Below are 13,286 nucleotides of genomic sequence, written 5' to 3' on the forward strand. Positions count from 1 at the left end.
ATTTCTAAAATCACACGCACCGGCAGCGGCTAGTGTTGCCGCCAGCAATCCTCGCGGATCGCGCCCTGCAGCTCCAGCGCCAGGCTTTGCCGGTCCATCTCGTTCAGGAAGCGGCCGATCTCCACCCGGCGCCCCTGGAATGCCACGGACAACCGGCTCGGGTACCAGGCATGCGGTGCACGCTCCATGATCACCCGGGCCCAGGCGCGCGGGCATTCCCAACGCTGCTCGGGCTTGGTACGCCCCTTCTCCACCATCAGCCGTTCATCGCTCAGGGTTACGACCTCGCGTATCTGGCTGCGCGCATGACACAGCCAGAAGGCAGCTCCCAGCACGAGGACTTCCAGCCCCGCGAACGGCAGCACCGGCCAGTAGCCGTGAATTGCGAAAACTATCCCGATTCCGAGCAGGCAGGTGGTGATAACCGCATAGATCCATAACGCCCCGTGCCACGACAGGGACTGGTTCGGCCGAATTACCCAGTGACAGTCTCGACCCGAGGGATCAATAACCCGTTCAACCACTACCGTTTATTTTGTGGAATCGCTGCCGGGATCAACCGGCGCAACCGGCGCCGCGCTTGCCTGCCGCCCGGTCATGCACAATTTCACCTGCAAAAAAGTGAACGCATTTTAGATGAGACCGCGGACGGATTCAATTGACTGAGTCCGACCTGCGTTATCATTTCGGTTGCAGTTCAAGGACGTCAGCCACGCCCCTGGCGTCGGGCACTGCGAGCGGAGGTACCACGCCAAGCAGGGGCACGGCCAACAATGATCTCAAAGTATTGATGTTTTCATCACGGGCATCGGGCAATGGCGGCAGGCAATTGGCCACCCAGCCCGCCAGCGTCAGGCCGTCCCGCCGGATCGCCTCGGCACTGAGCAACGCGTGATTCAGACAACCGAGACGGATGCCCACCACCAGAATGACGTCCAGCCCGAGTTCGGCCGCGAGGTCCGCCACGGTTTCGCGCTCGGTCAAAGGTACCCGCCAGCCGCCCACGCCCTCGACGACGACGCAGTCCGCCCGGACCGCTAATTCGTCAAAGTATTGACAAATTAGCGGTAGCGAGATCGTCACGCCATCGCGCCGGGCAGCGAGATGCGGCGCGATCGGCGCCGCCAGGGCCACCGGATTGACCTGCGCATAGGTCAGCGGCATCGAAGCCTGCTGCTGCAACTGCACGGCATCGGCATTGCGCAACCCCGCAGGCGCACGCTCACAGCCCGAGGCCACCGGCTTCATACCCGCCACCAGGCGCCCGCGGTCCTGCAGATACTGCATCAGACCGAGCGTGACCACGGTCTTGCCCACGCCGGTGTCGGTACCCGTTACGAAGAAGCCGCCTCCCTCAGTCATGCCGGCGCCCACTCCCGGGCACGCCCAGACTGGTCAACGGGACAGCGCTGGCGGCCCCATGCGTGCGCTTGTTCTGCGGCGACCAGGCGTGGCCATAGACCACCTCGTAGCTCGCCGGCAGGACACCGTCGACGCGGAAACGCTCGTAGGCCGCGGCAAAGGCCTGCCAGCGGCGCCGTCCCGTCAGGCCACGCGCGCGTCCCTGTGTCACGTTGTGCGCACCGATCCGCTTCAGATCCTGCAGCAGCTGCGGCAACTCGCGGTATGTGACGGTGATGCGCTCCGCATCCATCACCGGCTCGGCCCACTGTGCGCGCACCAGACTGTCACCGATATCGTGCAGATCGATGAAGCGGTTGACGTGCGTGAAACCGTCGGCTGCTTCCCAGCTCGCGCGCAGCTCCATCAGCGTATCCGGTCCAAAAGTGGTGAACATCAGCAGCCCGCCCGGCGCCAGTACGCGGCGCAGCTCGCCGAAGGTGGACTCCAGGTCCGTGCACCACTGCAGCATCAGATTGGAGAAGATGAAATCGAAACTGTCGTCGGCGAAGGGCAGCCGTTCGCCGTCGGCACACACGCACAGCGGACGACGGCGCCAGCCACCGCGCCCCTGCGCCCTGGCCAGCATCGCCTGCGCGATATCCAGCGCGACCACATGAGCGCCACGGTAACGTTGCAGCAGGGCGGCACTGAAACGGCCGGTGCCGGCCCCGAGATCGAGTACGCGCCGCGGCTGCAGCCGGATGAAGTCCATGCGCTCCAGCAACCGCTCGCCGATCTCGTACTGCAGTTGCGCGGCGCCGTCATAGGTCTCGGCCGCGCCTTCGAACGCGCGCCGCATCTGCTGTTTGTCCGGCAGGATGCGCAGATCCAGATCAGGCATGGCGTTCACCCGCACCCGACCGGGCCGGCAGGAAGGCCCGCAGCGCGTCGGCGACCGTCTCCGGCGCAGCGATGAACGGTGCGTGCCCGGCCGTGTCGATCGTGATCAGTCGCGCCCCCGGCAGCAGCGCTGCCGTGGCCTGCCCGGCCACCGGCGGCACCAGGGTGTCGCGGCCGCCCATCACCAGCAGGGATCGGCAGTGCAGGTGCCGGGCCGCACTGCGCAGGTCCGTACCACGCAGCACAGCCAGACCGGCGCGCAAGCCTTCCGGCCGCGGCCGCCCCCGTGCCAGCAGCGTCGCCCGCAACTGCCTGAGTACCGTGCCGGCGTTCGCGCTGCCGCGCACCTGCAGGGCGAGAAAGCGATTCAGCGTATGCACGTAGTCCCGCTCCAGTTCTGCGGCGAAGCCTTCCAGCAGCTGCGGCAACATCGCGCTTTGCCAGTCCGGCCGCCGCACGAAGCAGGGAGAACTGGCGATACATACCAGCGCCGTCGCACGTGCCGGCTGTGCGAGCGCCGCTCCCAGCGCGACCAGGCCGCCCAGCGACCAGCCGACCCACACGGCGTGCAACGGCGCCGCGGCGAGTACTGACGCGACCATTTCATCCAGGCTCTGCTCGCCCGACCAGGCACTGTGACCGTGCCCGGGCAGATCGATGCGGGTGACGCGAAAGTCTGGTTCCAGCAGCGGTACGAGGCCATCCCACACACCGCTGTGCAGACCCCAGCCATGCAGCAGCACCAGCGCGGGCCCCTGGCCGGAGGTTTCGCTGTGGAGTGTCATTGGATGTTCTCTGTGTACGCTCTGACAGGTATCTGATCCAGCGCGTCCAGCAGCCGGTCCACGTGGTCCTCGGTGTGCGCGGCTGAGAAGGTGATGCGCAGCCGCGCCGTGCCCGCCGGCACCGTCGGCGGACGAATGGCGGTAACCAGGATGTCGCGCGCGCGCAGGTCCGCGCTGAGGTCCAGTGCCGCCGCGGCCGCCCCCACCAGCAGCGGCTGGATCGGGGTCGCCGAGTCCGCCAGGCGCAGGCCGAGTTGCGCGGCGCCGGCCCGGAAACGCGCCACGAGCCGCTGCAACCGCTCACGCCGCCATGCGTCCGCACGGACTCGTACGAGCGCCGCCAGGGTGGCGCAGGCCAGGGCCGGCGGCGGTGCGGTGGTATAAATATAAGTACGCGCCTGCTGGATCAGGGTCTCGACCAGGTCTTCACCGCCGGCCACGAAGGCACCGAAGGTGCCGAATGCCTTGCCGAGTGTCCCCATCAGCACCGGCACCTGCGACAGGTCCAGCCCGGCAGCCTGCAGCGAACCGCGCCCTTCGCTGCCGAGGACGCCGAGCCCGTGCGCGTCATCGACCATGAACCAAGCCCCGTGTGCTGCACTGACGGCGGCCAGTTGCGCCAGCGGCGCGATATCGCCATCCATGCTGAACACACCGTCGGTCGCCACCAGGCGCTCGCCTGGCGGGGCAGCCGCCAGCCGCATCTCGAGATCGCCGGTCTCCGCATGCCGGTAGCGCAGCAGTTTTGCCCCGGCAAGCCGCGCACCGTCCAGCAAGGATGCATGGTTGGCGCGATCCTCGAATGCCCGGTCACCACGACCGAGCAATGCGGTCATCACCCCGAGGTTGGCCATATAGCCGGTCGAGAACAGCAGCGCGCGCGGTCGCCCGGTGAACTCAGCAAGCGCCTCTTCCAGGTGGTGATGGGCACGCGTGTGTCCGCTCACGAGATGTGCGGCACCGCTGCCGGCGCCGTAATCGTCCAGACCGGCGTGAAAGGCCGCCACGACCTCGGGATGATTTGCCAGCCCGAGATAGTCATTGCTGCAAAACGACAACACCCGCCTGCCGGCGATAACGGGTTCCACACCCTGCGCGCCATCGAGCGTCTCACGCCGACGGTAAAGACGGTCTTGCCGACGTTGCGCAAGTTGTACGGCCAGGGATTTCATTGCATCCAGGGACGGCCACCCCGTCGCGGCAGCAACCGGGATATTGGGGTTTGCCTTAACAAGGGGGCCCGGCGGAAGCCGTCAATAAGCTATTGTTAATCATAAAAATTAAATTTCTATAAAATGGAGAGAACTCTAATTATGTGGCTTTGCCCGCCTCATTCACGCAGATCGGCGGTTGGCGGCCGGCGCGCGCCACATCCGGGCAGACAGCCCCAATGACGCCTGGCTGGCTGGGTCCTGCATCGCCCCATCGCCTGCTTGCATGGTCGCTGGCGCCATCAGAGTTGATAACTTCATGATCTGAATATATAAGTTGAGATTCTAAAGTTTTAGTGCCCTGTAAATATAGGCATTTATAAATAATTTATCCGTTTGTGCAACAACCTGCCGGGTGCAGTCCCAGCTGCGCGAACAGGGCATCATCACGCACGGTATCCGGATTGCCGGTGGTGAGCAGTTTCTCGCCGTAGAAGATGGAATTGGCTCCGGCGAAGAAACACAGTGCCTGCAGCTCGTCGCTCATCTCCCCGCGTCCGGCCGAAAGCCGCACATACGAGGCTGGCATGAGGATGCGAGCGACCGCGATCGTGCACACGAATTCCAGCGGCGCGAGGTCCGGCTCCGCGCCCAGCGGCGTGCCTGCCACCTTGACCAGCCGGTTGATCGGCACGCTGCCCGGGTGTTCAGGCAGGTTGGCGAGTTCGCACAGCATGGACACGCGGTCGGCGCGCGTCTCGCCCAGGCCGACGATTCCGCCGCAGCAGACGTTGATACCGGCCGCGCGCACATGCGCCAGCGTCTCCAGCCGGTCATCATAGGTTCGCGTGGTGATGATCTCGCCGTAGAATTCGGGCGAGGTGTCGAGATTGTGATTGTAGTAGTCCAGCCCGGCCTGTTTCAGCGCACCGGCCTGCTCCGCGTCCAGCATGCCAAGCGTGGCGCAGGTTTCCAGTCCTTCGGCACGCACGCGCCCGACCATTTCCAGCACGCGTTCGAAATTCCTGCCCCTCGGGTTGCGCCAGGCCGCCCCCATGCAGAAACGCGACGCGCCCGCCGCCTTTGCCCGTTTCGCGGCCGCCACGACGTCTTCGACGTCCAGCAGGCGCTCGTGCTGCAGGCCGGTCTGATTATGCACGCTCTGTGAACAGTAGCTGCAGTCCTCCGGACAACCGCCGGTCTTGATGCTGAGCAGGGTACTGACCTGGATCGCATTGGCATCGAAGTGCGCGCGGTGCACGCGATGCGCCTGGTACAGCAGGTCGTTGAAGGGCAGCTCGAACAAGGCGGCCACCTCGGCGCGCGACCAGTCATTGCGGACATCGGTAGCGGAATCCTCCGCTCGACAGGCAGTTGGCTTGTGCATAATTTTCAACATGATGCGATTGGAAACGGGGGATGACTATGGATCCGCAGCAAGCACCTGTCAACCGGAAAACGGTATGAAGGTTGACCACTGGGCGGGCCGGTTGCTGGATCTGCTGTTGCCGCCGCGCTGCCGGCTCTGCGGCGATCCGGCCGCGGCTGCAAGCCGTTTGTGTGCGCCCTGCGAACAGGAACTGCCCTGGCTCAACGGCGCTTGCGCGCGCTGCGCGCGACCCGGCCCGGAAACGCTGCGCTGTGGAGTCTGCCAGCGCCGGCCGCCCGCCTTCGATCGCACCACCGCCCTGCTGCAATACCGGCCGCCGGTCGATTACCTGTTGAAACGGCTTAAATTCTCCGGCGAGCTCGCGATCGCCCCGCTACTGGCAGGGCTGTTGGCCGAACGCATCGCAGTCCGTACCGCGCCGCTGCCGGCGCTGCTGATACCGGTACCCCTGCATCGATCCCGCGTGCGTGAACGGGGCTACAACCAGGCTGGCCTGCTGGCGCGTTGTCTGGGACAGCAGCTGGCGCTGCCGGTGGCTGCGCGTCTGTGTGCCCGCCGGCGCGCGACCCGGCCGCAATCCCTGCTCAACCCCGCCGACCGGCAGCGCAACCTGCGCCGCGCCTTCGCCGTCCGCGCTCCGCTACCGGCCACGCATCTGGCCATCGTCGACGACATCATGACCACGGGTCATACGGCCGGTGCGCTGGCGCGGGCACTGAAACGGGCCGGTGCCGGCGAGGTCGAGGTCTGGGTTATCGCACGCGCGGCCGTTCAGACGGCCACGTAGTCGACCAGGATGCCGAGAAATACCATCAGCCCGAACCAGTTGTTGTTCAGAAAGGCACGGAAACAGTCATCGCGTTCGCGAAAACGGATCAGGCGCTGCTGGTAGACGAAGAGCGCGCCGCCGAGTGCGACGCCGCAGTAGTAGATCATGCCCAGGCCGGCCTGAAAACCGATCATGATCAGACAGATCAGCACCATAGCCTGCAGGATGCCGATGATCAAGCGATCGGAATCGCCGAACAGGATGGCGGTGGACTTGAGTCCGAGCGCAATGTCGTCCTGCCGGTCGACCATGGCATACATCGTGTCGTAGACCGTGGCCCACAGCACCGTGGCGGTGAACATCAGCCATCCCACCTGTGGCACGCCGCCCGACTGTGCGGCAAACGCCATCGGCACCGCCCAGCCGAAGGCGGCGCCGAGCACCACCTGCGGCAGGTGCGTCACGCGCTTCATGAAAGGATAGATTATGGCCAGCAGTACACCGCCCAGCGACAGCACGATCGTGAGCGTGTTGAGCATGAGCACCAACCCGAACGCGGTCAGACAGAGTACGCCGAACAGCAGCAGCGCCGCCCGCACGGAGATGCGCCCGGTCGTCAACGGGCGTTCGCTGGTGCGCGACACATAACGGTCGAAGTCGCGGTCTGCATAGTCATTGATGATGCAGCCGGCCGAGCGCATCAACACCACCCCGAGCACGAAGATGACCACGATGTGGATATCGGGCGACCCCCGCCCCGCCACCAGCAGCGCCCACAGCGCTGGCCACAGCAGCAGCAAGATCCCGATCGGCTTATCCAGCCGCATCAGGGCAATGTAGTCGCGCAACCGACCTTGCATCGTCTCCTCTTCGGTCCAGTACGCCGCCGCTAGCGGCTCCGCCAGGTCCGCCGCGCCGCATGCGCTGCCGGGAACGCGGGCAGGAACACCTCGCTCACCAGCAGTGGCTTGCGGGCAATGGTGAACACCGAGCGTCGCCCCCAGATCGCCGCCGGGCGCGTGCGCAGGTGCGCGGTAGCCGCAGTATACAGCGCCTGCCCCGGCTCGATGCAGGCCAACTCGACCACGCCACGATGCATGCCCGGATCGGCGAACAGTACCGCACCCAGCGGGCGCGTGCCGAGATGCGCAAGCCGCTTGAGCCGCCCGCGCAGCGAACGCAGCGGAATCACGGTCCTGGCATAGACCCATGGCTCGCCCCCGCACTGCAGCAGCACCTGGCGGATCAGCGCATGACTGCCGCGGCGCATGCCGAGCGCCTCAACCTCGCTGCGCGCCGGCCGGCCGCGCTGCAGGGCGACCAGGCGCACCTTGAACCGGCCCGGACACAGCTGCTGCAGGCGCAGCGTGAGCGACTCGGGATCGAGCAACCAGGCGCAGAGTGCCTGCGGAATCGCCGCACGGCAATAGCGTTCATGAGGTTGCCAGCGGCTGTCGAGGGTCATGTGCGCGAGGTCCGGGATAGGCCGTGTCGATCACGGCGCGGGATTATCGCACGATTCGTGTTAAATGGTACGGCTGGGGACTCCGGCGGGCGTATAACCCAACTCGCGCAAAGACGCAAAATTAATCCTGCGCGCAGTGATGCAGAGTCCGCCGACAAACGTAAGGCATATTGACGCCCGAGCATGGTTGCGAAGGTCAATCAGCCTATTCCCGCAATAAAGTGGGTTGGAGGCAAAACGATACTCTGCGTAAGACTGGCGTTTGAATAGCTTGGCGAGATTGCGTCTTTGCATGAGACAATTTTTCAGACTTCGCCGAAATCCACCGCCTGCCCCAGCCACCGCCGGATCAGGGGGGTGATGTTCTCCGGGCGCGTGGCATGCAGCGCACCGGCAGCCGCCTCCACCGCCTCCAGCAGCGACTCGTCGCGCAGCAGATCGGCGATATGGAATTGCATCTCTCCGGTCTGACGCGTGCCGAGCACCTCGCCCGGGCCGCGCAGCTCCAGATCACGGCGCGCAATCTCGAAACCGTCGCCGGTCTCGCGCAGCACGATGAGCCGCTCGCGCGCATTTACCGACAGCGGCGCCTGGTACAGCAGCACGCAGCTGCTGTGACGGCTGCCGCGCCCTACGCGTCCGCGCAACTGGTGCAGCTGCGCCAGGCCGAGCCGTTCCGGGTTCTCGATGATCATCAGTGACGCATTCGGGACATCCACGCCGACCTCGATCACGGTAGTGGCCACCAGCAGGTCCACCTCACCGCGCTTGAAGGCACCCATCACCGACTCCTTCTCCAGCGACTTCATACGGCCGTGCACCAGGGCGATGCGCAGTTCCGGCAGGGCCGCGGTCAGCATTGCGTGCGTATTCTCGGCCGCCTGGCACTGCAGCGCTTCGGACTCCTCGATCAGCGTGCACACCCAGTAGGCCTGCTGCCCCTCGCCGCAGGCCTTGCGCACGGAACGGATCACCTCTTCACGGCGGTCCTGGGCGATTGCCACCGTCTTGACCGGTGCCCGCCCGGGGGGCAATGCATCGATGACGGAAGTATCGAGATCGGCGTACACCGTCATCGCCAGTGTGCGCGGAATGGGCGTCGCCGTCATCACCAATTGATGCGGGCGCTGCCCGCCGCTGCGGCCTTTGTCGCGCAGAGCCAGGCGCTGATGCACACCGAAGCGGTGCTGCTCGTCGATGATGACCAGGCCGAGACGCGCGAACTCGACTTCGGCCTGGAACAGTGCATGAGTACCGATCGCCACCGCCGCCCCGCCGCCGGCGATCGCCGCGAGCGCGGTGGCGCGCGCCTTGCCCTTGAGCCTGCCGGCGTGCCAGACGACCTCGAGCCCAAGCGGTGCGAGCCAGTCGTGGAAGCTCCTGAAATGTTGCTCCGCCAGCAGCTCGGTCGGCGCCATCAGCGCGACCTGATAACCGGCCTCGACCGCCGCCAGCGCCGCGCAGGCGGCCACCACGGTCTTGCCGGAACCGACGTCGCCCTGCACCAGCCGCGCCATGGGATGGGCACGCGCCAGGTCGGCATTTATTTCGCCTATGACCCGGTTCTGCGCGGTCGTCAGCGCGAACGGCAGGGCCTCGATAAATCGTTGCACCAGCACCTGCCCACCCGCCATTACCGGCGCGGCTGCACGCTGCGCCCGCTCGCGCAGGCGGCGCAGGCTCAGATGATGGGCCAGCAGCTCCTCGAACGCGAGCCGCTGCTGCGCCGGATGATTGCCGCGCGCCAGCAAGTCGAGATCCGCGTCCGGCGGCGGGCGGTGCACGTAGCGCAGCGCTGCCGGTAAGGTGGTCATGCGAAACTGGCTCACCAGCTCCGCGGGCAGCAGGTCGACCAGGCCACGCGCCGCCCTGCCCTCCAGGTACAGCAACGCCTGCTCCGTGACCGCGCGCAGGGTGAGCTGATGCACGCCCTCGGTGGACGGATAGATCGGCGTGAGATGCCCCGCGCCGTCATAACTTTCGTGCGCGGCAACAAACTGATACTCGGGATGAATCAGCTCCGCCGTCGCCGCGCCGCTGCGCACCTCGCCGAAGCAGCGCACCAGCCGCCCGCGGGCGAAATTCGCCTGCTGCTGCGCGTTAAAATGGAAGAAGCGCAGCGTCATCGCCCCGGTCCCGTCGCTGATGCGCACCAGCAGTGAACGGCGCCGGGCGAATTTCACCTCCGCCAGTTCGACCTCGCCCTGCACCACCACGTGCTCACCGACCCGCACCGCCCCCAGCGGCACGATCCGCGTGCGATCCTCGTAGCGCAGCGGCAGATGAAACAGCACATCCTGCACGGTGCGAATACCGAGGCGGTCGAGCCTGCCCGCTACCCGCGGCCCCACGCCCTTGAGGGCCGTGACCGGCAGGGAAGCGAGCTGGCCCGTGGATGTGTCAGTTGCGAGACTCAAATGCACATATGTCGTGGAATAGCGGGAGACATCCCGTGCTACTGATCCAGGTAATCCTTCCCGTCGAATGTATCCAGCTCCATCACCGCATCCATCTCCACCTGCGCCCCCTTCGGCAACGCGGCCACCCCTACCGCCGCACGAGCGGGATAGGGTTCGCTGAAGTACTCGGCCATGATCTCGTTGACCAGCGCGAAGTGGCCGAGGTCCGGGAGGAAGACATTGAGCTTGGCGACGTCGGCGAGCGTGCCGCCGGCGGCCACGGCCACGGCGGCGAGGTTGTCGAAGACGCGCCGGATCTGCGCGGCCATGTCGCCCTCGACCAGCTGCATGGTGGCGGGGTCAAGCGGGATCTGCCCCGACAGGTAGACGGTGCTGCCGCAGCGGACGGCCTGCGAATAGGTGCCGATGGCCTGCGGCGCACGGTCGGTCTGGATAATCGTTCGGCTCATGGTGGTTCCCTTGTGTTACATGAAGTCTGGATCGGGCTCCCGATACTCGTATTTGCGAGCAAAGCGAAGCGATCTAAAATTGATTATGCGAAGCCGGTGGAGATTGCTTCATCACCCTGTTTCTCGCAACGACCGGTTTCGGTGCGGCGCAGCAATGTCCGCGACTGTCCCCGTGCGCTTGCATGGTCAATACAATCGCGGACGCGGTCCGCTCCTACAGGCAATCCCTGTACCAAGGCACAGCTGAAATCTCTCCGGGTACTCTGCGCCCTCTACGGCCAAGGCTTTACTTTGCGTCCTTGTGCGAGCTGACTGCTCTAGCGACACTCAGTTGCGCGTACGGGTAATGCGCGTCACCGACGGGATGTTGCGCACATTGCGCATCACCCGGGCCAAGTGCTGGCGATTGCGCACCGTGAGTCGGAATTTGAGCACGTTGGTAAGGCCGTCACCTGCCTCGAACTCGACATTTTCGATGTTCGAGTCGGCATCGCCTATCACCTTGGCCACAGTGGCCAGCATGCCGCGCCGATCAGCCACTTCCACGCTCACATCGACCGGAAACTCCTCGTTGATCCCCGGCTCCCACTGCACCTCCAGACAGCTTTCGGCCGGGTACTTGCGCTCGGTAATATTGCGGCAGCTCTGGGTATGGATCATCATGCCGCGCCCGCTCGTGATCACGCCGACGACCGGATCACCCGGGATCGGCCGGCAACATTTCGAGAAGCGCGTCACCATACCCTCGGTGCCGCGAATAACGAGCGGCGGCATGACCGCCATATCGCCACGGGAGGTGCGGCTACGCTCGTCACCCGGCAGCAGGGCGCGCGCCACCAGCACGGAGGGTCGCCTGCCCATACCGATCTCGACCAGCAGATCTTCCGGCAACTTCAGGTGATATTCCTTCAGCAGCGACTGTACGCGTTCCGAGGACACCTCAGCAGCGGATGAACCGAAAACCCCCAGCGCACGATCCAGCATGCGCCTGCCCAGACTGATCGCCTCCTCCCGCTTCAGGTTTTTCTGGTAGTGGCGGATGCTGGAACGCGCCTTGGCGGAAGCCACGAAGCTGAGCCAGGCAGGACTCGGACGGCCGCCCGGCGTGGTAATGATCTCCACCGTCTGGCCGCTGCGCAGGGTGGTGCGCAGCGGGACGTCCTGCCGATCCACCCGGGCGCCGATACAGGTATTGCCGATGTCCGTGTGCACGGCGTAGGCGAAATCCACCACGGTAGCGCCGTGCGGCAGCTTCATGATCTCGCCGGTAGGCGTGAAAACGTAGATCGCGTCGGGGAACAGGTCGAGCTTGACGTTCTCCAGGAATTCCAGCGAGTTGCCGGCATGTTTCTGCATCTCGAGCAGTTCACGCAACCACTCGCGCGCGCCGGCGTGCATCTGGTCGAGGTTCTGGTCGCTGGATTTGTATACCCAGTGTGCCGCCACACCGCTCTCGGCGACCTTGTCCATTTCCTCGGTACGGATCTGGACCTCGATGGGAATGCCGTAGGGTCCGAACAGGATGGTATGCAGCGACTGGTAACCGTTGGCCTTGGGAATGGCGATGTAGTCCTTGAACTTGCCCGGCACCGGTTTGTAGAGATTGTGCACCACGCCGAGCGCACGGTAACAGGTGTCCACCTTGTCCACCACGATGCGGAAGGCGTAAACATCGTAGGTCTCCTCGAACGACAGGGTCTTGTCGCGGATCTTCTTGTATAGGCTGTAGAGGTGCTTCTCACGGCTCAGGATGCGCCCCTCCAGGTCTTCCTGCTGCATGCGCCGCTTGATGGCGGTCTCGATCTTGATCAGCACTTCCTTGCGGTGGCCGCGCGCCGCACGCACGGCCTTTTCCAGCACCTTGTAGCGCAGCGGATAGAGCGCCGCGAAGCCGAGGTCCTCCAGCTCCACGCGCAGGGCGTTGATGCCGAGACGATTGGCGATCGGTGCATAGATATCCAGCGTCTCGCGCGCGATGCGGCGGCGCTTGTCCGGACGCATGACGCCGAGCGTGCGCATGTTGTGCAGCCGGTCCGCGAGCTTTACCAGGATGACACGGATGTCGCGCACCATGGCGAGGATCATCTTGCGGAAGTTTTCCGCCTGCGCCTCGGCCGAACTCTCGAACTCGATCTGGGTCAGCTTGCTCACACCGTCGACCAGTTCGGCGACATCGCTGCCAAATTCGCTGGCGATCTGCTCCTTGGCGGTAGGGGTGTCCTCGATGACGTCGTGGAGGATGGCGGCGATGATGGACTTGTGGTCGAGGCGCAGCTCGGCGAGGATGCGGGCGGCGGCAATGGGGTGGTAGATATAGGGTTCGCCGGAAAGTCGGGTCTGGCCGTCATGCGCCTCCGCGCCAAACAGGTAGGCGCGGTAAACCTCCTGAACCTGCGCCGGTTCCAGGTAGGATTCCAGCATCTTGCACAGGTCGCTGATCAGAAAACGCGATGTCTGATCAGTGAGGGTTTCCGCTCTGCTTGCCATAGGATTACCGGCGGACCGCGCGCCGCACGGCCCGCGAGGGTTGACAGTCAGGCCAACTATAACGCCAATGCGCACACAGGCACATACCGCCGCGGCGACAGCGGCCGGGCTCCGGCAGATTCAGGC

General features: G+C 65.2%; 12 protein-coding genes. 1 reads left to right on the top strand and 11 read right to left on the bottom strand.

What is annotated here, in order from left to right; all coding sequences use genetic code 11:
• Window positions 1–29: 29 nt before the first annotated feature.
• From R3F42_09450 to bioB, 6 genes are all read right to left on the bottom strand, one after another.
• Window positions 30–524, bottom strand: a complete 495-nt coding sequence (locus R3F42_09450; protein ID MEZ5542258.1) for a DUF2244 domain-containing protein — start codon at window positions 522–524, stop codon at window positions 30–32.
• 157 nt (window positions 525–681) lie between these two features.
• The gene (gene bioD, locus R3F42_09455) at window positions 682–1,362 is read right to left on the bottom strand and encodes a dethiobiotin synthase (protein ID MEZ5542259.1); all 681 of its coding nucleotides are present in this window, start codon (window positions 1,360–1,362) and stop codon (window positions 682–684) included.
• Window positions 1,355–2,245, bottom strand: coding sequence for a malonyl-ACP O-methyltransferase BioC (gene bioC / locus R3F42_09460; protein MEZ5542260.1), 891 nt, complete (start codon window positions 2,243–2,245; stop codon window positions 1,355–1,357). Before bioC ends, bioD begins: the two co-directional genes overlap by 8 nt.
• A complete protein-coding gene (gene bioH / locus R3F42_09465; GenBank protein ID MEZ5542261.1) occupies window positions 2,238–3,029 on the bottom strand; it encodes a pimeloyl-ACP methyl ester esterase BioH in 792 nt (263 codons plus the stop codon). Before bioH ends, bioC begins: the two co-directional genes overlap by 8 nt.
• The gene (bioF, locus tag R3F42_09470) at window positions 3,026–4,201 is read right to left on the bottom strand and encodes an 8-amino-7-oxononanoate synthase (GenBank protein ID MEZ5542262.1); all 1,176 of its coding nucleotides are present in this window, start codon (window positions 4,199–4,201) and stop codon (window positions 3,026–3,028) included. The genes bioH and bioF overlap by 4 nt, the downstream gene beginning before the upstream one ends.
• Before the next feature lie 367 nt (window positions 4,202–4,568).
• Window positions 4,569–5,567: a biotin synthase BioB gene (bioB, locus tag R3F42_09475; protein MEZ5542263.1), complete on the bottom strand. Its 999-nt coding sequence runs from the start codon at window positions 5,565–5,567 to the stop codon at window positions 4,569–4,571.
• A 76-nt stretch (window positions 5,568–5,643) separates the two neighbouring features.
• Here bioB and R3F42_09480 point away from each other — a divergent pair, with 76 nt between their 5' ends.
• A complete protein-coding gene (locus R3F42_09480) occupies window positions 5,644–6,357 on the top strand; it encodes a ComF family protein (protein MEZ5542264.1) in 714 nt (237 codons plus the stop codon).
• Here R3F42_09480 and ubiA read toward each other — a convergent pair.
• The 5 genes from ubiA to spoT form a co-directional block, all read right to left on the bottom strand.
• The gene (ubiA, locus tag R3F42_09485) at window positions 6,342–7,199 is read right to left on the bottom strand and encodes a 4-hydroxybenzoate octaprenyltransferase (GenBank protein MEZ5542265.1); all 858 of its coding nucleotides are present in this window, start codon (window positions 7,197–7,199) and stop codon (window positions 6,342–6,344) included. The genes R3F42_09480 and ubiA overlap by 16 nt on opposite strands.
• Before the next feature lie 29 nt (window positions 7,200–7,228).
• Window positions 7,229–7,804 carry a chorismate lyase gene (locus tag R3F42_09490; GenBank protein ID MEZ5542266.1) on the bottom strand — a complete coding sequence of 192 codons (576 nt, stop codon included), beginning with the start codon at window positions 7,802–7,804 and terminating at the stop codon, window positions 7,229–7,231.
• A gap of 305 nt (window positions 7,805–8,109) precedes the next feature.
• On the bottom strand, window positions 8,110–10,221 hold the full coding sequence (gene recG / locus R3F42_09495) for an ATP-dependent DNA helicase RecG (protein ID MEZ5542267.1): 2,112 nt from the start codon (window positions 10,219–10,221) through the stop codon (window positions 8,110–8,112).
• Window positions 10,222–10,259: 38 nt separating this feature from the next.
• A complete protein-coding gene (locus tag R3F42_09500) occupies window positions 10,260–10,673 on the bottom strand; it encodes a RidA family protein (GenBank protein ID MEZ5542268.1) in 414 nt (137 codons plus the stop codon).
• Window positions 10,674–11,000: 327 nt separating this feature from the next.
• Window positions 11,001–13,160: a bifunctional GTP diphosphokinase/guanosine-3',5'-bis pyrophosphate 3'-pyrophosphohydrolase gene (gene spoT / locus R3F42_09505; GenBank protein MEZ5542269.1), complete on the bottom strand. Its 2,160-nt coding sequence runs from the start codon at window positions 13,158–13,160 to the stop codon at window positions 11,001–11,003.
• Window positions 13,161–13,286: the final 126 nt, after the last annotated feature.

The organism is Pseudomonadota bacterium, from assembly GCA_041395565.1.
In the GTDB taxonomy this organism is placed as follows: Bacteria; Pseudomonadota; Gammaproteobacteria; order UBA9214; family UBA9214; genus UBA9214.